The 18,193-nt window shown below is 66.3% G+C and carries 18 protein-coding genes, 1 tRNA gene and 1 pseudogene; 15 read left to right on the forward strand and 5 right to left on the reverse strand.

Annotated features, from left to right (window positions below):
• The first annotated feature begins 95 nt into the window (after positions 1–95).
• The 4 genes from AC1D2L_RS23530 (at position 96) to AC1D2L_RS23545 (ending at position 4,592) form a co-directional block, all read left to right on the forward strand.
• Positions 96–1,139: a GMP reductase gene (locus AC1D2L_RS23530; protein ID WP_476848331.1), complete on the forward strand. Its 1,044-nt coding sequence runs from the start codon at positions 96–98 to the stop codon at positions 1,137–1,139.
• A 100-nt stretch (positions 1,140–1,239) separates the two neighbouring features.
• Positions 1,240–2,268 (forward strand): amino acid ABC transporter substrate-binding protein, encoded by a 1,029-nt coding sequence (locus tag AC1D2L_RS23535; protein WP_476848332.1) that lies wholly within the window; start codon positions 1,240–1,242, stop codon positions 2,266–2,268.
• A 120-nt stretch (positions 2,269–2,388) separates the two neighbouring features.
• The gene (locus AC1D2L_RS23540; protein WP_476848333.1) at positions 2,389–3,552 is read left to right on the forward strand and encodes an amino acid ABC transporter permease; all 1,164 of its coding nucleotides are present in this window, start codon (positions 2,389–2,391) and stop codon (positions 3,550–3,552) included.
• Positions 3,549–4,592: an amino acid ABC transporter permease gene (locus AC1D2L_RS23545; protein ID WP_476848334.1), complete on the forward strand. Its 1,044-nt coding sequence runs from the start codon at positions 3,549–3,551 to the stop codon at positions 4,590–4,592. Before AC1D2L_RS23540 ends, AC1D2L_RS23545 begins: the two co-directional genes overlap by 4 nt.
• A gap of 84 nt (positions 4,593–4,676) precedes the next feature.
• On the opposite strand, the gene AC1D2L_RS23550 is transcribed toward AC1D2L_RS23545, so the two are convergent.
• Positions 4,677–5,231, reverse strand: a complete 555-nt coding sequence (locus tag AC1D2L_RS23550; protein ID WP_476848335.1) for a GcrA family cell cycle regulator — start codon at positions 5,229–5,231, stop codon at positions 4,677–4,679.
• Between the two features lie 553 nt (positions 5,232–5,784).
• Between AC1D2L_RS23550 and AC1D2L_RS23555 the strand changes: the two genes are divergently transcribed.
• Genes AC1D2L_RS23555 through AC1D2L_RS23565 form a run of 3 tightly spaced genes read left to right on the forward strand, consistent with a single transcriptional unit; the run spans position 5,785 to position 8,976 of the window.
• Complete coding sequence (locus AC1D2L_RS23555; protein ID WP_476848336.1) at positions 5,785–7,008, forward strand: acetylornithine transaminase; 1,224 nt, start codon at positions 5,785–5,787, stop codon at positions 7,006–7,008.
• 40 nt (positions 7,009–7,048) lie between these two features.
• Positions 7,049–7,969, forward strand: a complete 921-nt coding sequence (gene argF / locus AC1D2L_RS23560) for an ornithine carbamoyltransferase (protein WP_476848337.1) — start codon at positions 7,049–7,051, stop codon at positions 7,967–7,969.
• Complete coding sequence (locus tag AC1D2L_RS23565) at positions 7,969–8,976, forward strand: Hsp33 family molecular chaperone (protein WP_476848338.1); 1,008 nt, start codon at positions 7,969–7,971, stop codon at positions 8,974–8,976. The genes argF and AC1D2L_RS23565 overlap by 1 nt, the downstream gene beginning before the upstream one ends.
• Positions 8,977–8,987: 11 nt before the next feature.
• Here the strand turns inward: AC1D2L_RS23565 and AC1D2L_RS23570 are convergent, their stop codons facing one another.
• Complete coding sequence (locus AC1D2L_RS23570) at positions 8,988–9,896, reverse strand: LysR family transcriptional regulator (RefSeq protein WP_476848339.1); 909 nt, start codon at positions 9,894–9,896, stop codon at positions 8,988–8,990.
• Between the two features lie 94 nt (positions 9,897–9,990).
• Here AC1D2L_RS23570 and AC1D2L_RS23575 point away from each other — a divergent pair, with 94 nt between their 5' ends.
• On the forward strand, positions 9,991–10,863 hold the full coding sequence (locus tag AC1D2L_RS23575) for an aldo/keto reductase family oxidoreductase (RefSeq protein ID WP_476848340.1): 873 nt from the start codon (positions 9,991–9,993) through the stop codon (positions 10,861–10,863).
• A gap of 97 nt (positions 10,864–10,960) precedes the next feature.
• Here the strand turns inward: AC1D2L_RS23575 and argE are convergent, their stop codons facing one another.
• Together argE and apaG are read right to left on the reverse strand one after the other, a co-directional pair.
• Positions 10,961–12,091 (reverse strand): acetylornithine deacetylase, encoded by a 1,131-nt coding sequence (gene argE / locus AC1D2L_RS23580; protein WP_476848350.1) that lies wholly within the window; start codon positions 12,089–12,091, stop codon positions 10,961–10,963.
• Positions 12,092–12,135: 44 nt separating this feature from the next.
• Positions 12,136–12,528 (reverse strand): Co2+/Mg2+ efflux protein ApaG, encoded by a 393-nt coding sequence (apaG, locus tag AC1D2L_RS23585; protein WP_476848341.1) that lies wholly within the window; start codon positions 12,526–12,528, stop codon positions 12,136–12,138.
• Between the two features lie 241 nt (positions 12,529–12,769).
• Here apaG and AC1D2L_RS23590 point away from each other — a divergent pair, with 241 nt between their 5' ends.
• The 7 genes from AC1D2L_RS23590 (at position 12,770) to AC1D2L_RS23620 (ending at position 17,594) form a co-directional block, all read left to right on the forward strand.
• Positions 12,770–13,858, forward strand: coding sequence for a 2'-deoxycytidine 5'-triphosphate deaminase (locus AC1D2L_RS23590; protein WP_476848342.1), 1,089 nt, complete (start codon positions 12,770–12,772; stop codon positions 13,856–13,858).
• A gap of 107 nt (positions 13,859–13,965) precedes the next feature.
• A tRNA-Gly gene (locus AC1D2L_RS23595) sits at positions 13,966–14,040 on the forward strand.
• A gap of 436 nt (positions 14,041–14,476) precedes the next feature.
• The gene (locus tag AC1D2L_RS23600; protein ID WP_476848343.1) at positions 14,477–15,073 is read left to right on the forward strand and encodes a hypothetical protein; all 597 of its coding nucleotides are present in this window, start codon (positions 14,477–14,479) and stop codon (positions 15,071–15,073) included.
• 330 nt (positions 15,074–15,403) lie between these two features.
• On the forward strand, positions 15,404–15,526 hold the full coding sequence (locus AC1D2L_RS23605) for a hypothetical protein (RefSeq protein ID WP_476848344.1): 123 nt from the start codon (positions 15,404–15,406) through the stop codon (positions 15,524–15,526).
• A 195-nt stretch (positions 15,527–15,721) separates the two neighbouring features.
• A complete protein-coding gene (locus tag AC1D2L_RS23610) occupies positions 15,722–15,892 on the forward strand; it encodes a hypothetical protein (RefSeq protein ID WP_476848345.1) in 171 nt (56 codons plus the stop codon).
• Between the two features lie 819 nt (positions 15,893–16,711).
• A complete protein-coding gene (locus AC1D2L_RS23615; protein ID WP_476848346.1) occupies positions 16,712–16,927 on the forward strand; it encodes a hypothetical protein in 216 nt (71 codons plus the stop codon).
• A 397-nt stretch (positions 16,928–17,324) separates the two neighbouring features.
• On the forward strand, positions 17,325–17,594 hold the full coding sequence (locus tag AC1D2L_RS23620) for a hypothetical protein (RefSeq protein WP_476848347.1): 270 nt from the start codon (positions 17,325–17,327) through the stop codon (positions 17,592–17,594).
• Positions 17,595–17,830: 236 nt separating this feature from the next.
• Here AC1D2L_RS23620 and AC1D2L_RS23625 read toward each other — a convergent pair.
• A pseudogene (locus AC1D2L_RS23625) lies at positions 17,831–18,193 on the reverse strand (integrase core domain-containing protein); the annotation flags it as partial.

Here is an 18,193-nt window from a genome sequence, read left to right on the forward strand (position 1 = left end):
CCGAGCCGTTTGCATCCTGCCGGTCCCGGCGGCTATGAATCAGCGCACGCCCTCAGCCGCGTGCTCCCTTTCGAGCCAGCCGCCGAGGCCAGACCATGCGCATCGAAAACGATCCCAAGCTCGACTTCCGCGACGTCCTGATCCGCCCGAAGCGCTCGACGCTCGGCAGCCGCGCCGAGGTCGACGTGACCCGCAGCTTCCGCCTCGCCCATACCGGCACCGACTGGAGCGGCTTCCCGCTGATCGCGGCGAACATGGATGTCGTCGGCACCATGGCGATGGCCCGCGCGCTGCTGAAGCACGGGGCGATGGTCGCCCTGCACAAGCATTACGAGGCAGACGAACTGATCGCCTTCTTCCGCGAGCCGGGTTCAGCCAACGCCTTCTACTCGCTGGGGACCACCGACAGCGACCATGACAAGCTCAAGGCGGTCCACGCCCAGTCGCCGATCACGAAGATCTGCCTCGACGTCGCCAATGGCTACACGGAAAAGTTCGTCGATACCGTCAAGGCGACACGCGCCGCCTTTCCCGATGCCGCGATCATGGCCGGCAATGTCGTGACCGGCGACATGACGGAGGCGCTGATCCTGGCGGGCGCCGACATCGTCAAGGTCGGGATCGGCCCGGGCTCTGTCTGTACCACGCGCAAAATGACCGGCGTCGGCTATCCGCAGCTCTCGGCGATCATCGAATGCGCCGATGCAGCCCATGGCCTGAAAGGCCTGGTCTGCGGGGACGGCGGCTGCACCGTGCCCGGCGACCTCGCCAAGGCCTATGGCGCTGGCTCGGATTTCGTGATGCTGGGCGGCATGCTGGCCGGCCATGACGAATGCGAGGGCGACATCCGCTACGAGGAGCGCGACGGCGAGCAGGTCGCGGTCGGCATGACGTTCTACGGCATGTCCTCGGACACGGCGATGAAGCGCTATTCGGACGGCGTCGCCAAATACCGCGCCTCCGAGGGCAAGACCGTCGAGGTACCCTATCGCGGCCCGGTCGAGGGCTCGCTGCTGGAGCTGATGGGCGGGGTCCGTTCGGCGATGACCTATATCGGCGCGATCCGGCTCAAGGAGATGGCCAAGCGCACGACCTTCATCATGGTCGGGAGCCAGCTCAACACAGTATTCGGCAGCTGAAATCTCGTCCGAAGGGCTGGCTACCGTTGCGAGATGGTCTGTAGCATAGTCGCCTCTGCAACGCAGAAAGCCGCCAGAGGCTTCGGGGAGACGGACGATCATGAAGACCACACTACTCGCAGCCACCTTGCTTGCCGGCAGCGTCACGCTGGCCGGCGCGCAGCAACTGGCGCCCAGCCCGACGCTCGATGCGGTCAAGGCCCGCGGCAACCTCGAATGCGGCGTCCATCTCGGCCTGCCCGGCTTCTCCTTCGCCAATGACAAGGGCGAATGGACCGGCCTCGACGTCGACTACTGCAAGGCGCTGGCCGCCGCCGTGCTCGGTGACGCCAAGAAGGTGAAATATACGCCGACATCGGTGCAGCAGCGCTGGCCGATCCTGCAGTCGGGCCAGGTCGACGTGCTGGCGCGCAACTCGACGATCACCTTCTCGCGCAATGCGTCGCTCGGCCTCAACTTCCAGGGCATCAACTTCTACGAGGGCCAGACCTTCATCGTGCGCAAATCGGCCAATGCCAAGACGGCGGCCGACCTCGACGGCGCCTCGGTCTGCGTCGCCGCCGGCTCGACCGAGGAGAAGAATGCCGCCGACTGGTTCCGCGAGCGCAACCTCAAGGTCACGATCACCAACTTCCAGAAGAACGACGACGCCATCGCCGCCTATGATGCCGGCCGTTGCGATGCCTATACCGCCGGCGTCGGCGCGCTGGCCGGCCAGCGCGTCAAGCTCAAGGCACCCGACGACCACGTCATCCTGACCCAGCCGATCTCGAACGATCCGCAGGGCCCCGTCACCCGCTGGGGCGACGAGCGCTGGCAGTTGATCGTGCGCTGGGTGCTGAACGGGACGATCGCGGCCGAGATGCTCGGCGTCACCTCCGCGAATGTCGACGACATGAAGGCCAATTCGAAGAACTCGGAGGTTCGCCGCCTGCTCGGAGCCGAGGGCGATTTCGGCGCGATGATGGGCCTGCCCAATGACTGGATGTACAATGTCATCAAGCAGGTCGGAAATTACGGCGAGAGCTTTGAGCGCACCGTCGGCATGGGCTCGACCCTGAAGATGGAACGCGGCCAGAACCAGCTCTGGACCAAGGGTGGCCTGCTCTTCACCCCGCCGTTCCAGTGAGAGCTGGTTGAGGCTCGTCATGGTCGGGCTTGACCCGACCATCTCGGAAACCAGCCCAGCGTTACGAGATTCCCGGGTCAAGCCCGGGAATGACGTCCGCGAACCTCGATCGAGGTGCTCGTGAGCAGTTTATTTTCATTCATCAACGACAAGCGCGTCCGCGACTGGATCTACCAGATCGCGGTCGTGGTCGGGCTTGTGGCGCTGACGATCTTCTTCGTGCGCAACGCCTCGGAGAACATGGTCAAGGCCGGCATCGCCTCGGGCTTCGACTTCCTGTGGCGAACCTCGGGCGTCGAGGTGCCTTTCGTGCTGACGAACTACACCCAGGCGTCGAGCATCATGAGCCTGTTCTGGGTCGGCGTCGCCAACACCATGCTGGTGACGGTGATCGCATTGGTGCTCTCGACCCTGCTCGGCTTCGTCATCGGCGTGGCGCGGCTGTCCTCGCACTGGCTGATCTCGACGCTGGCCGGCGCCTATATCGAATTCGTCCGCAACATCCCGCTGCTGTTCTTCGTGCTTTTCTGGTATTTCGGCGTGATCGCCGCCCTGCCGGCACCGCGCAACAGCGTGAACCTGTTCGGGATCGCCTTCCTCAACAATCGCGGCCTGACCATCCCGCTGCCGGACGCGCCGTCCAATTTCCGGATTGCGGCGATCGCGATCCTGCTCGCCTGGATCGCGCAATGGCTGGTGTCGCGTTGGGCGCGGCGCCGCAAGGAGGCGACCGGGCAGGATACGCCGGTGCTGCTGATCGGGCTCGTGCTGGCGGTGCTGGTGCCGATCCTGGCCGTGACCTGGGCGAGCCTGGCGACGCGCTGGGACATCCCCATACTACGCGGCTTCAACTATCGCGGTGGCTTCGTCGTGATCCCGGAATTCGTGGCGCTGCTGGCCGCGCTGGTGGCCTATACCGCCGGCTTCATCGCCGAGATCGTGCGCGGCGGCATCCAGGCGGTGCCGCATGGCCAGATCGAGGCGGCCTCGGCGCTGGGCCTGAGGCCCGGCCGGATCCTCAGGCTGGTGACGATTCCGCAGGCGCTGCGGGTGATGATCCCGCCTTTGACCAACCAGTATCTCAACGTGCTCAAGAACTCGTCCTTCGGCGCCGCAATCGCCTATCCCGACGTGGTCAGCCTGTTCATGGGCTCCGCCCTGAACAACACCGGCCAGGCGATCGAGATCATCGCGATGACGCTCGCCGTCTATCTCGTGATCGGGCTCGCGGTCTCGGCCTTCATGAACTGGTACAATGCCAGGATCGCGCTGGTGACGCGATGAGCCCTGCCCTGTCCCTACCGCTCTGGCGCCAGCGCCTCTTCGCCACGCCGCTGGCGGGCATTGTCACCATAGTTCTCGCGCTGGCCATCGCCTGGGTCGCGATCCCGATCATCCGCTGGGCGCTGATCGACGCCAACTGGGTCGGCACCTCGCGCGCCGACTGCACGGCCGGCGGGGCCTGCTGGGTCTTCATCCGCGCCCGTTTCGGCCAGTTCATGTACGGGCTCTACCCCGCAGACCAGCGCTGGCGCGTCGACCTGACTGGGGCGATCTTCGTGCTGTCGGTGGCCGCGATCATCGTCGCGCCGCGGCGTATGAAGCTGAAGCTCGGGATCGCAGCGCTGCTCGTGCTGCCGCCGCTGGGCATCTGGCTGCTGGCGGGTGGCTTCGGATTGCGGCCCGTCGAGACCCGCGAATGGGGCGGGTTGATGCTGACCCTGTTCATCTCGGTCTATTCCGCGCTGATCGCGATCCCGCTCGGCATCATCTTCGCGCTCGGGCGACAGTCGGAGCTGCGCGTGATCCGGCTGATCAGCGTGCTCTTCATCGAGTTCTGGCGCGGCGTGCCGATCATCGCCGTGATTTTCCTGGCCTCGCTGCTGCTGCCCCTGATCCTGCCCGGCGGCATCGGCATCGACCGGCTGGCGCGCGCGGTCGTCGGGCTCGGCTTCGTCATCGCCGCCTATATGGCGGAGGCCGTGCGCGGCGGACTGCAGGCGCTGCCGAAGGGCCAGCGCGAGGCGGCGACCGCGCTCGGATTGACCTATTGGAAGGCGACGGGGCTGATCATCCTGCCGCAGGCGTTGCGGATCTCGCTGCCGGCGATGACCAACGAATTCATCGCGCTGATCAAGAACACGACGCTGGTGCTGGTGGTCTCGATCCTCGACCTGCTGGGCATCGCGCAGGCTTCGCTCGCCGACCCCGCCTGGGTCGGCATGAACATGGAGGCCTATGTCTTCTCGGGCTCGATCTACTGGCTGATCTGCTTTGCGCTTTCGCGCTGGAGCCGTAGCCTGGAGACACGCCAGCGGCTGTAGCGATGCCGGAACCGGATGCCATTGGGCGTTTCAAACAAAAAAGCCGGCCATGAGGCCGGCTTTTTCATGAGATCGTCGATCCGCTCAGACGCGGGCGACCTTGCCGCGGTCGCGGCGACGGTCGGCGGCGGGCTGGTAGGCGATGCGCGCGTGGTAGGTACAGTAAGGCATGCCGGTCTGCGAACGGCCGCCGCAGAAGCGGAATTCGGGGGTCGTCGGATCGCCCATCGGCCAGCGGCACATATATTCGCGCAGGTCCATGATCGAGACGCGCTCGGAGAACGGCACCACCACGTCCTCGGACGGGGCCGGCTCCTGCTGCACCTCGGTCTCGGCCTCGGCCGTGAACTGCGGCGCGAGCGCATTGGCGCCGCGGGTCATGCCGGCAGCGGGGGCCGTCATCGGATGGCTGGGCGTACGGGTCGGGGCCTTGCGCGGCGTGGCTGCGCGCGGCGTGGCGCCGGCTGCGGCGGGGCTCTTGGCGCGACCAGAAAGGCCCAGGCGGTGCACCTTTCCGATCACGGCATTGCGCGTAACGCTACCGAGTTCGCCAGCGATCTGGCTGGCGCTCAGGCCGTCGGCCCAGAGCTTCTTGAGAAGCTCGACGCGCTCTTCGGTCCATGCTCCGGCTTCGTTCATCGGCTTCACCTGTTATCTCCGCCCGGCCCCTCGCGGGACCGGACTAGGGGCGGATCATGGCGGAATCCAAGACCGGCAGCGCCCGTTGCCAAACGGAAGCTGTTACACCCGGAACTGTCGGTACAGGGGACGCCGCACGAGATGTCGTATCTGACTGACAAGACCATACAAGATGGCTGGACTCGGCCACAAGAGTCAGCGAATCATAAATCGGCTTTTCCCCAGACGATCCACAAGAGACACGTCAAGTGAATCCTTTCGGCAACGCTGCCCCTGGGGTAGCGGAATCGGAAGCATGGAATTGACAGCGCCGGGCGCGCTTTGCATAGTTGTCAGTGTGAAGCCGCCCCGCCCGGGCGGCACTTATGTTTTTGACGGGTCAGGACCTCATTGATGCGGATGACGTCGCGACGAGAGACCGGGATCTGGCTGCGACGATAACGCCGCCATCGGGCTGTCTTGCGCGCGCAGGCGAGGGCCGCGCCTCACATCTCGACCGTCGTTTCACCTGCAGCACCCGCTCCGTCTCATCCGTCCCCCGCGAGGACCGCCCATGACCGTTTCCACGACCACCGCCGCCGCCCCGTCCGTCCTGTTGGCGACCTACGCCCGCGCTCCCATCGCGTTCGAGCGTGGCGAAGGCGCCTGGGCGATCACCACCGACGGCCAGCGTTTCCTCGACTTCGGCGCCGGCATCGCCGTCAATTCGCTCGGCCATGCCCATCCGCACCTGGTCAAGGCGCTGACCGAGCAGGCCGGCAAGATCTGGCACACCTCGAACCTCTACACGATGCCCGAGGGCGAGAGGCTGGCGCGCCGGCTCTGCGAGGCAACCTTCGCCGAGCGGGTGTTCTTCACCAATTCGGGCGCCGAGGCGAATGAGTGCGCCATCAAGATGGCGCGCAAGTACCACGCCGCGAAAGGCCATCCCGAGCGCTTCCGCGTCATCACCTTCGAGGGCGCATTCCATGGCCGCACGCTTGCGACGATCGCCGCCGGCGGACAGCAGAAGTACATCGACGGCTTCGGCCCCAAGGTCGACGGCTTCGACCAGGTCGCCTTCGACGACGAGGCTGCGCTGAAGGCGGCGATCACGTCCGAGACCGCTGCCCTTATGATCGAGCCGATCCAGGGCGAAGGCGGCCTGCGCTCGGCCCCGGCCCGCTTCCTCAAGCTGCTGCGCGAGCTTTGCGACCAGCACGGCCTGATGCTGATCTTCGACGAGATCCAGACCGGCGTCGGCCGCAGCGGCAAATTCTTCTCCTATGAGCTCTCGGGCGTGGCTCCCGATATCATGTCGATCGCCAAGGGCATCGGCGGCGGCTTCCCGATGGGCGCCTGCCTCGCCACCGAAGAGGCGGCCTCCGGCATGACTCTGGGCACCCATGGCACTACCTTCGGCGGCAATCCGCTCGCCATGGCGGTCGGCAACGCCGTGCTCGACGTGATCCTGGCGCCGGGCTTCATCGACCAGGTTTCGCAGACATCGATCCGGCTGCGTCAGTCGCTGGCCCAGCTTAAGGACCAACACCCGGACGTCATCGCCGAGATCCGCGGCGAGGGCCTGATGCTCGGGCTGAAGCTGCATACACTGAACACCGATTTCGTCGCGGCAGCACGCGATGCCGGCCTGCTCGTGGTCGGCGCCGGCGACAATGTCGTGCGCCTGCTGCCGCCGCTGATCATCACCGACGCTGAGGTCGGCGAAGCCGTGTCGCGGCTCGACCGTGCTGCAAGCGCGATCGAAGCGACGCTGAAGCGCCCGGCTGCCGAGTAACCCAGACTCTTTTCTTGTCTCCGACGTGAAGGAAGCGCCCGTGACGCGCCATTTCCTCGATCTTTCCGACTTCTCCGCCACGGAGCTGCGCGCCATCCTGCGCGCCGGCGAAGAGATCAAGACGCGACGCCGCACGCCCGATGCCGCCGGAGACCGCCTGCTCGAGGGCAAGGTCGTCGCCATGGTGTTCGAGCAGCCCAGCCTGCGCACGCGCGTCTCGTTCGACGTCGGAATCCGCGAACTCGGCGGCTCGCCGATGATGGTCACCGGCCGCGAAATCGAACTCGGCGAGCGCGAGACCATCGCCGACACGGCGCGCGTGCTGTCGCGCTATGTCGACGCGATCATGATCCGCATGCTCGACCATGATGCCGTAGTCGAGATGGCGAAATATGCCAGCGTGCCCGTCATCAACGGCCTGACCAAGCGCCAGCATCCCTGCCAGGTGATGGCCGACGTCATGACCTTCGAGGAGCGCAAGGGGCCCATCAAGGGCAAGCGCATCGCCTGGACCGGCGACACCAACAACGTGCTGACCTCCTGGGTCCATGCCGCCGGCCGGCTCGATTTCGAGCTCGCCATCGCAACGCCCGGGGAGCTGGCGCCCCCGCCGGCCCTGATCGACTGGGCACGCAAGCAGGGCGCGAAGCTGACACTGACGAGCAGCCCCGAGGCCGCGGTCGAGGGCGCAGATTGCGTCATCACCGATTGCTGGGTCTCGATGGGCGACGAGGAAGGCACGCGGCACAACCTGCTGCGCCCCTATCAAGTGGACGAGCGCCTGCTCGGCCGGGCAGAGAAGGACGCCATCTTCATGCACTGCCTGCCTGCCAGCCGTGGCGAGGAGGTCACCGACGGCGTGATGGACGGGCCGCAATCGGCCGTGTTCGACGAGGCCGAGAACCGCCTCCACGCGCAGAAGGGCATCCTGGCCTGGTGCTTCGGCGGAGTCTCGGCCTGATGGCCGGCGACGACATCGTGGCGGGCGCCGCCGCGCTCGACGACCGGGTCGTGCCGTTCACGGTGCCCGAGCTCGACATTCGCGGGCGCGTCGTGCGCCTGGGCACCTCGATCGACACGATCCTGGCGCGCCACAACTATCCCGAGCCAGTCTCGCGCGTGCTCGGCGAAGCGGCGGCGCTGACCGTATTGCTCGGCACCGCGCTGAAATTCGAGGGTCGCTTCCAGCTCCAGACCAAGAGCGACGGGGCGATCCCGATGATGGTCGTCGACTTCAACGCGCCCGACAATTTTCGAGCCGTCGCACATATCGACGATGACAAGCTCGCACAGGCGATCGCTGACGGCGCTTTGAGCACGGGCGACCTGCTCGGCGAGGGTCATCTCGCCATGACGGTCGACCAGGGCTCCCAGACGACGCGCTACCAGGGCGTGGTGGCGCTGACCCGGCAGAGCCTCGAAGAGGCGGCGCACCAGTATTTTCGCCAGTCCGAGCAGATTCCGAGCCGGATCCGCCTCGGTGTCGGCTCGATCGTCACCGCTGGCGGCGGCCGGCAATGGCGTGCCGGCGGGCTTCTGGTGCAGTTCATGCCGCATTCGGTGGATCGCCTGCGGGCAGCCGACATCCATCCCGGCGATGCGCCCGAAGGCCACGAGATCCTGGCGAGCGACCACCCCGACGGCATTGGCGACGATGCCTGGGCCGAGGCGCGCTCCCTGGTCGAGACGGTCGAGGATCACGAACTGCTCGACCCGATGCTGGAAAGCGAGCGGCTGCTCTATCGCCTGTTCCACGAGCGCGGGGCACGTGTCTTCGAGGCGACTCTGGTGCATGAGGCCTGCCGCTGCTCGCGCGAACGCGTGCTGGGCATGCTGCGCGGCTTCTCGGCCGAGGATCGCAAGGCGATGGTCGCCGATGACGGTACGCTCGGCGTGACCTGCGAGTTCTGCTCGCGCCGCTACACCTTTGCGGCGAGCGAAGTCGAAGAGGGCCTGGCCGCCGAATAGCCGGCCTCGCCTCAGGCCGGCCGTGCCGGCGCCTTGATGAAATCGATGAAGGCCCGGAGCGGAGCCGGCACCAGCCGGCGCCCGGGATAGTACAGGAACGGCCCGGGAAAGCTCTGCCACCAGGGCTCGAGCACGGGCTCCAGCCTGCCGCTGTCAAACCAGGGCTGCAACCAGCCTTCGAACAGGCAGACGATGCCGAGACCGGCGACAGCCGCATCGACAGCCAGGTCCGCCGCGCCGCCCAGATTGACGATCAGCGGGCCCGTCGGATCGACACGCACGATTTCGCCGTCGCGCTCGAACTCCCAGGGCGGCATCGCGCCGCTGGCAAAGCGCCCGCGCAGGCAGGCATGGCGCAGCAGCTCGCGCGGATGCTCGGGCCTTCCTTGCCGGTCGAGATAAGCGGGTGAGGCTGCCGCCGCGAAACGCTGGATGCGCGGCCCGATCGGCACCGCGATCATGTCCTGCTCGAGCCGCTCGTCATAGCGGATCCCGGCATCGCAGCCGGCCGCGAGCACGTCCACAAAGTTCTCCTCGGCGGTGATCTCGAGCCGGATATCGGGATAGGCGGCGAGAAACCGCGGGACGATGTCGGGCAACACGAGACGCGCCGCGCTGACCGGCACGTTCAGCCGCAGCAGGCCAGCCGGCCTGTCGCGAAAGCGGTTGACGACGTCCATCGCCGCCTCGACCTCGTTGAGGGCCGGGCCGAGCCGTTCGAGCAGCCCTGCTCCGGCTTCGGTCGAGACGACGCTGCGTGTCGTGCGGTTGAGCAACCGGACGCCGAGCTGGCTCTCGAGCCGGCGGATCGCCTCGCTCAACCCCGACGCACTGCCGCCGCTTGCGCGCGCCCCTTCCCTGAAACCGCCAGCCCTCGCGACGACGACAAAAGCGGTGAGATCGCTGAGATCGGTTTTCATTGTTCGCAATTCCGCACAACCCGTACCGATTGTATGGAATTATCATGAACTGCGGCAATCGCTATCTGGGCGTCATCGCAAGAGGAGACTGACCATGTCCAGCATCGCCCAGTCCGCACCATTCAGGCTCGGCAGCCTCACCGTGAAGCGCATGGGCTACGGCGCCATGCAACTCGCAGGGCCCGGTGTCTTCGGCCCGCCGCGCGATCACGACGCCGCTCTCGCGGTGCTGCGCGAGGCTGTGGCGCTCGGGGTCAACCATATCGACACCAGCGATTTCTACGGACCCCATGTCACCAACCGGCTGATCCGCGAGGCGCTGTCGCCCTATCGCGACGATCTCGTCATCATCACCAAGATCGGCGCGCGCCGCGGAGAGGACGGCTCCTGGCTTCCGGCCTTCTCCCCCCATAACTTGACGCAGGCCGTCCATGACAACCTGCGCAATCTCGGGCTCGATCGTCTCGACGTGGTCAACCTGCGGATCATGTTCGATACGCACGGCCCGGCCGAGGGCTCGATCGAGGCGCCGCTGACAGCTTTAGCCGAACTCCAGCGCCAGGGGCTCGTGCGCCATATCGGCCTGAGCAACGTGACCGCCACGCAGATCGCGCAAGGACGCGGAATCGCGGAGATCGTCTGCGTGCAGAACCAGTACAACCTGGCCAATCGCGGCGACGACGAAATGATCGACGATCTCGCCCGCGATGGCATCGCCTATGTGCCGTTCTTCCCGCTCGGCGGCTTCAACCCGCTGCAATCCTCGACATTGTCGGAGGTCGCGGCCGGTCTCGGCGCAACGCCGATGCAGGTCGCGCTGGCCTGGCTGCTGCGGCGTTCGCGCAACATCCTGCTGATCCCCGGCACGTCATCGGTCGGGCATCTCAGGGAGAACCTGGCAGCCGCCACGCTGGGGCTGCCCGACGAGGCGCTTGCCGCGCTGGAGACGGTCGCCGGGAAGGCCTAGACTCCTCCGTCAGTCTCGGGCGGAGCGAAGCGCAGGCCCGAGAATCTCCTTGCTGAAGATGTTCGGGTCACGCCCGAGCATCACCTGCTGCGACGGCCTATGTCCGGCACTCATCCATCAGCTTGCGCATGAAGGCTTCGCCGGCGGCGAACTGCTCCAGCGTGATGTATTCATCGGGCTGATGCGCCTGGTCGATCGAACCGGGGCCGCAGACGATCGTCGGCAGGCCCGCCCGCTGGAAATGGCCGGCTTCGGTGGCGTAGGCGACCGCGATCGTGCGGTTGCGGCCGGCGAGCCGCATGACCAGCGTCTCGGCCTCGGAACCCGGATCGGGCGCCAGGCCCGGAACGTCGGAACTCATCACCGTCTCGATTGCGGAAGAGGGCGCGGTCTTGCGCATCCTGGCCAGAACCCCATCGGCCCGCGCGGCGAAACGGGTCGGCACCGCCTCGGGATCGGAACCGGGCAAGGTGCGCACCTCCCAGGACAGGTCGCAGCGGTCGGCGAGAATGTTGCGGGCGATGCCGCCATGGAACTTGCCGACATGCACGGTGTCGTAGGGCGGGTCGAAGCGGCCGCTGGGGTCGAGCTGTTCCTCGCGCTCATCGGCGATCCCGACCAACTCGGCCGCCAGCCTGATGCCGGCATGGACGGCGCTGGCGCCGAGATGTGGCTTGGAGGAATGGGCGGCAAAGCCGGTGATCGCGGTGAAGAAGGTCCGGATGCCCTTATGGGCGTCGGCAAGCTCGAGCGAGGTCGGCTCGCCGACGATGACCGCGCGCGGACGCGGCAGCGACTTGCCCATCTGCGCGATGCCGTCGACCACGCCGAGACAGGTGACCTCTTCGTCATAGGAGAAGAACAGGTGGATAGGCGTCTTCAGATCGGCCGCCAGGAAGTCAGGCACCAGGGCGAGCGCCAGCGCGATAAAACCCTTCATGTCGACGGCGCCGCGGCCATAGGCCCTGCCATCCTCGATATGCAGCTTGAAGGGATCGCGGCTCCAGGCCTGGCCCTCGACCGGCACGACATCGGTGTGGCCAGAGAGCAGGACGCCGCCGCGATCCTGCGGCCCGATGGTGGCAAACAGGGCCGCCTTGTCGCCCGCGGCGTTGGGGAAACGGGTCGAGGCCACGCCCCAGCCGGCGAGATAGGCCTCGACGAAAGTGATCAGCTCGAGATTGGATTTGTGGCTGACCGTGTCGAAGGCGACGAGGCGAGCGAGCATGTCGAGCGGCGCGATGCGCTCGCCGACGGCGGCGGGAGAGGCGGTCAATGCAGGACTTTCTTTACATAGGGGGAATCGAGCGGGAACAACGGCACCGCGACATCGAAGATCACGCCATCCTCGCCGAGCATGGCGAAGAAACCGCGCATCGAGCCGTCGGGCGTCATCAGCGGGCAGCCGGAGGTGTAGTTAAAGGCCTCGCCCGGGCGCAGGACCGGCTGCTGGCCGACAACGCCATCGCCACGCACCTCATGGATTTCGCCGCGGCCATCGGTGATGATCCAGTGCCGTGTCATCAGTTGGACGGTCTGTGCGGACAGGTTCACGATCTCGATGCCGTAGGCCCAGAAATAGCGGCCCTGCGCATGCGAGGACTCGCTTTCCATGAACTTCGGCGCGGCCGTCACGCGCACGCCATGGGTCTCCGCCTGATACATCTGAGGCTCCGGTCGCTCCAGCCACCCAGCAGGCCTCGTGATAGCCGACAGGCGACGCGTCTGTTATGAGCCGCCAGCGCGGGGCGTCAATCCTGGATATGCCGAGGCCGCTCGAAGCCCCGGATGCTCCTGGCAGGCTAGTCCCGCGTGCGTGCCTTGCCCTATGCTGGCGACAGCCTGAGCTGCATGCCGTCCACGGTTTCACTCTGCGCGTCCAGTTCGACAACAGGTTTCAATCCGCATGCTGCCCATCCAGCCAGGCATCCAGCCCGACAGCCGCATCCGCGCCTTCATCGAGGAGGGCGTGCTCAAGCTCGCGCAGCCAGCCGCTCCCGGCCAGATCCAGCCCGCCAGCCTCGATCTGCGCCTGGGCAACAGGGCCTGGCGCGTCCGCGCCAGCTTCCTGCCCGGCCCCGAGCGCCTGGTGCAGACGCGGCTCGACGCACTCGCCCTGCACGAGATCGACCTCACGCGCGGCGCCGTGCTCGAGACCGGCTGCGTCTATGTCGCTGAGCTGATGGAGGGGCTCGCCCTGCCGCAGGGACTGCGCGCGGCCGCCAACCCGAAAAGCTCGACCGGGCGGCTCGACGTCTTCACCCGCGTCATCACGGACCGCGCCCGCGAATTCGACCTCGTCGAGGCCGGCTATGAAGGCCCGCTCTTCATCGAAATCTCGCCGCGCACCTTTCCGGTGCTGGTCCGCTCGGGCTCGCGCCTGTCGCAGATACGCTTCCGCGCCGGCGAGACCCGGCTGGACGACAAGGCGCTGGAGGCCCTGCACCAGCGCGAGACGCTTGTCGGCGCCGCCGAGCCCTCCTTCCAGAGCGGCGTCGCGGTCAGCGTCGATCTCTCCGGCTTCAACGGGCTTATCGGTTATCGCGGCAAGCACCACACCGCGCTGATCGATGTCGACCGCGTCGGAGCCTACAAGGCCTCCGAGTTCTGGGAGCCGATCCCGGCCGACGGCTCGCGCTCGCTGATCCTCGATCCCGACCAGTTCTACATCCTGGCCTCCAAGGAAGCCGTGCATGTGCCGCCCGACTTTGCCGCCGAAATGACGCCCTTCGACGCGCTGGTCGGCGAGTTCCGCGTGCATTACGCCGGCTTCTTCGACCCCGGCTTCGGCCATAGCGGTGCCGGCGGCCAGGGCGCACGCGCGGTGCTCGAGGTCCGCTCGCGCGACGTGCCCTTCATCATCGAGGACGGCCAGATCGTCGGACGGCTGGTCTACGAGACCATGGCAGCCCGCCCCGAGGCGCTTTACGGCGCGGGCCTGAAATCCAACTACCAGGGCCAGGCCCTGAAACTTTCGAAGCACTTCTGCGATTGAGCGCGGCAGGCGCCGGCGCCCGCGCTTTTCCCGGATGACACCTGCTGCCGAAGCAGCTATGAACGCGGTGTCTCCGGGCGCGGCAAGCCGCACGGCCCATTGAGATCGCGGGCGTAGTTCAGTGGTAGAACGTCAGCTTCCCAAGCTGAATGTCGTCGGTTCGATCCCGATCGCCCGCTCCAGAAACCTTTTGGAATCCAGCTCGTTAGACGGCCGACTGGTGAAGTCGCGTTCCCCAACGCGTTCCCTACGCCTGATCAGGCTTCGTTCTCAGCTTTGCGATAGGCGCTGCGCTGCCTCGCGACCGCGCGGCTCTTTCCAATTGCGCCGCGCGGGAGCATCGACGCGCAAAGCCTGACGCTGGAGGAGGACCTTCTCGCCAGCCTCGATGTCGATGACCTGCGTCCGCCGTCTCGGCTGACCGTTTCGGCTTCACGCCGAAGGACAACTTCGCGCTGCTCAAGGATCACCGCCAGCCGATCGAGGCTGGCGCCGGCCGTCAGGGCTCGCTGTTCGGCGGCCAAGGCAGAGGCAGGCCCGGCAACGGTGCCGAGGCGCCCCCCGCTGTGGGGCCATGGACGGTTTCGATTCGCTGCCGCCCGGGTCGCTGCCGAACTGATGGAAACGCAAACGAGCGCCGAGGCGCTTCGGCCCACCGGAGCGCTCTGGCCGCTGCGGAAATGGCTCGCCGCGCATCAGGCCGACCTGTCCTATGGCTGGGCCCTGCCGGCATGGCGTTGCGTGGCAGCCCAGAAGGGCGCGTGGTTCGACGCTGCGAAAGCCGAGCGGGTGGTCGAGAACTGGCCACGTTGGTTCAAGCTGACGTCGGACCGCTTCGCCGGTGTGCCGTTCCGCCTGTTCGATTGGCAGGCGGTCACGGTGCGCCTCTATGTCGGGTGGCAGCGCCCGGCCGAGCACGTCGATCCGCATCCGGGCCAGCCGTGCATCTATCACGTCCGCGTTTTCTCGCGTCTGCTGCTGTGGGTGCCGCGCAAGAACGGGAAGAACGAACTCCTGGCGGCGCTGGCTCTGCTGTTCTTTGTCTACGAGCGCCTCGTCGGCTCGGAGGGCTATTGCTTCGCCCGTAACGAGGAGCAGGCCAAGATTCCGTTCGGGCGCATGAAGGCGATGCTGCTGCACGACAGGGCCTTGACCGGCAGCGCCACGCCGCGCGTCACGATGACGACTGAGGGCATCTTCGTTGCCGAGACGTAAAGCCTGTCCCAGCTGCTCTCCGGCAAGGCCGAGGGCAGGCACGGGCGCATGCCGCAGATCATCCTCGCGACGAGATGCACGAATGGGAGACGCGAGACCTCGAGGACAACCTGCGCCAGGGCACAGGCTCAGGACTGCAGCCGGTCAAGCTCTACGCCTCGACCGCCGGGCTGAAATCCAAAGTGGTCGGCTTCGGCCTCTGGGAGGAAACGTTCGGCATTCTCGACGGCACTGTCGATGATGGCTCGACACTCGCTGTCGTCTTCGCCGCCGATCCTGGGGCGGCGCGGCGACCACGGAAAACGGCTTCGACACGGCGGCCGGCTCGGAATGGGCACACACAAGGAGGCGGCCCGGCCGTGGTTCTACGCGACCCGGCGGCGCAACAAGAAGCAGATCCACGCCGGCCTCGAACACGAAATCAAGAAGGCGGTTCGCAAATCCAATGGCTGATCCGTCGCTCGCACCGATAGAGAAGAGACCAACGATGTCACGGTGCCCGATTGCGACGATCCGGACGCTGCCGCACGGCAGTCCACGGACGTGCTCTTGCTGGCCTGGTCGATGGAGTTCGAAGGCATCTACGCCAAGGAATCCTCCGACCCGATTTAAGGCCTCGTCTCATCCGGCCAGGCGGCGAGCCTGCGTGTGCGATTGGTCGGCGCGGGCAGCGGTTCGGGCACGCCTGACCTGCAGTTTGCAGGGAAGGCCCATTTCGGCCAGGAGCTCAGCGGCGAGCGCGGCTCGAAATGGCAGAACACCTCGCCCGCCACTGGCGATGGCGAACTGCGGCGCACCAAGGTCGCGGCGCTGACATGAGCCTCTGCCGCGTGGATCTGGCTTAGGCGGACGGGACATACCAGTTCTGCCTCAAGCTGGCGCAGCTCGATGAACTGTAGATGCATTGCGATGCCAGCCCCATGGTCATCGCCGATCGGCTTCAGCACGGTCGCTGGAAGACGCAGGACGTCTAACAGACCCTGCGTCTTGCCTTGATCGGGGGCGGCATGCCGCCGGTCGATGCTCTGCGCCTTGTCACGCTCGACGGGCCGCCGGCGCAAACCCGCTGCGGAAAGCGTCCTGCCCGCTCTGGCGGTCATCAACGCGGTGCTGTTCGGAAAACTGGGTGAACCGGTAGGAAAATCGCGAGCGCGGGGGACAAGAGCGGCCCACCGCGCCTCAACGGAAAGCTCGACTTCCGAGACTTTTTGCGGGTTCGGCGTCGTGATGGGTCTCGTCCGCGCAGTTCGTCAGCAAGTTGATGTCGGCGCAGAAGCGGTCGCTCTGATGGCTTATTTCTCACCCGGAGCACGGCGCACGTCGCCAGGCGCACGGTCAAGCTCGCGCTCTCGGCGCATTTCGATTTCCTAGGCGATGCTCCCCGCTACTGGATGGGGTTCGGTCCGCTGAGGACGCTCGACGGCTTTACCTGGCAGGGCACGGCTGGCGTCGGCTCCGTGTCCGGCCTGAACATCCCGATCGGCACGACGGCGCAGTAGATCAGCCTCACATTGTCGGGCGTCGATCCGCGCATCATCACCTTGGCGCGCCGACAGTCGGACACGGTCAAGGGCTGGGCCGTGACGGTATTTCTGCAGCTGTTCACTGGTGATTCGTTGCTGTTGGGTAACCCGCTGCATGTTCTGGTCGGGCGACCTCGACGTGATGAGCTACGAGGCGGGTGGTGTTGGCACCTACGTGGTCAAGGTCTCGGCCGAGACCATCTGGGCGGGCTGGCGCCAATCGCCGTTCGGGTTCTTGACCGATGCCGACCAGCAGGTGCGCTTGACCGGCGACCGCGGGCTCGAACTGATGTTGGGCCTGCCCGGCAAAGAAGTGAAGTGGCTGAGCTGAGCCATGACCGAGCCTGTCAAAGGCTCCGCGCTTATCTCGCGGCAGGAGCCCAGCTGCCCTTCGTCTGGGGCGAGAGCGACCGTTGTCCATGGACCGCAGGCTTGGTTCTTGCTGATCGTGCATTGACCCGCTCGCGGCGATCAGGGGCTCCTATAGCAGCCGCTTTGGCTGCGCCCGGCTGCTGCTCGCCCAAGGCGGTCTGCAGGTGCTGGTGGCGCGCTCTATGGCTGCGGCGGGCTTTGCGGGGACTGCCGATCCTGCGCTCGGCGATGTCGGTCTGGTTGAGACTGCGCTCGGCGCGATGGGCGCGGTCCGCTGCGAATCGAATTGGGCAATCAAGGCGCGCGACGGCATCGCCTTTTCTCGAAGCCGTGCCGTTGATGGCCTAGAGGATTTGATGGCTGAAGCGGTCGGCGTCGCGATCTTGTCTGCAGTTGCGATCGAGGCTTCGGCCACTGTTGCCACAGTCGTCCGCAGCATCGTGATCGTTGGGGCCTCGATCGGTGCGCAATATGCGATGAGCGCCATGACGCAGAAGGCGCCCAAGCGAGAGGCGATGCAGGCCGTCCTGAACCAGTCGATGGCAGCGCGTCGCCGGGTCTATGGCCGCACGCTGGCTGGCGGCGTCCGCGCGTTCTGGGAGGCTCACGACGGCGACCTGACGTAGGCCATCCTGTTGGCGTCCGGCCGCATCGGAGGCTTCGTTATCGGCGATGTACCGATCAACACGACGCTGGGCGAGGCCGGTGGTTGTATCGTCGAGTTTCCCTTCACCAGCAATATCTATTTCGAGCCGCATCTGGGCTTTGACAGCCAGCCGCATCGTCGATCCCGCTGTCGCGCTATGCTGATGCCTGGACCTCGGCGCATGCCTGGATGGCGTCGCTGACGTAGCCCCCATTTTTATCCAGCGCTGAGTTCGATTCCGGCGGTTACGGAGCCCGTCCGGGCTGGTGAAGCGACGGGCTCTGGCGCTGTGCTTGTCGCATAGCGCGGCGCCAGGGCCCGTCGCGGGGAGAAGGTCGAGGCGAAGACAGACGGCGTCTGCCACCCCAGTTGGGAGAAGGGGCGTTCGGTATTGTAGTCTGAGCGCCAGTTGGCCAAGACGGTCCGGGTCTGGGGCAGTGACGAGAACAGTGCCTCGTTGAGCAGTTTGTCACGCAGGCGACCATTGAAGCTTTCGATGAAGCCGTTCTGCGTCGGTTTGCCGGGCGCGATGTAGTGCCATTCGACGAGAGCCCGATCTGCCAAGCCAGGATCGCGTCG

This window comes from Allobosea sp. P1_B10 (assembly GCF_056406735.1).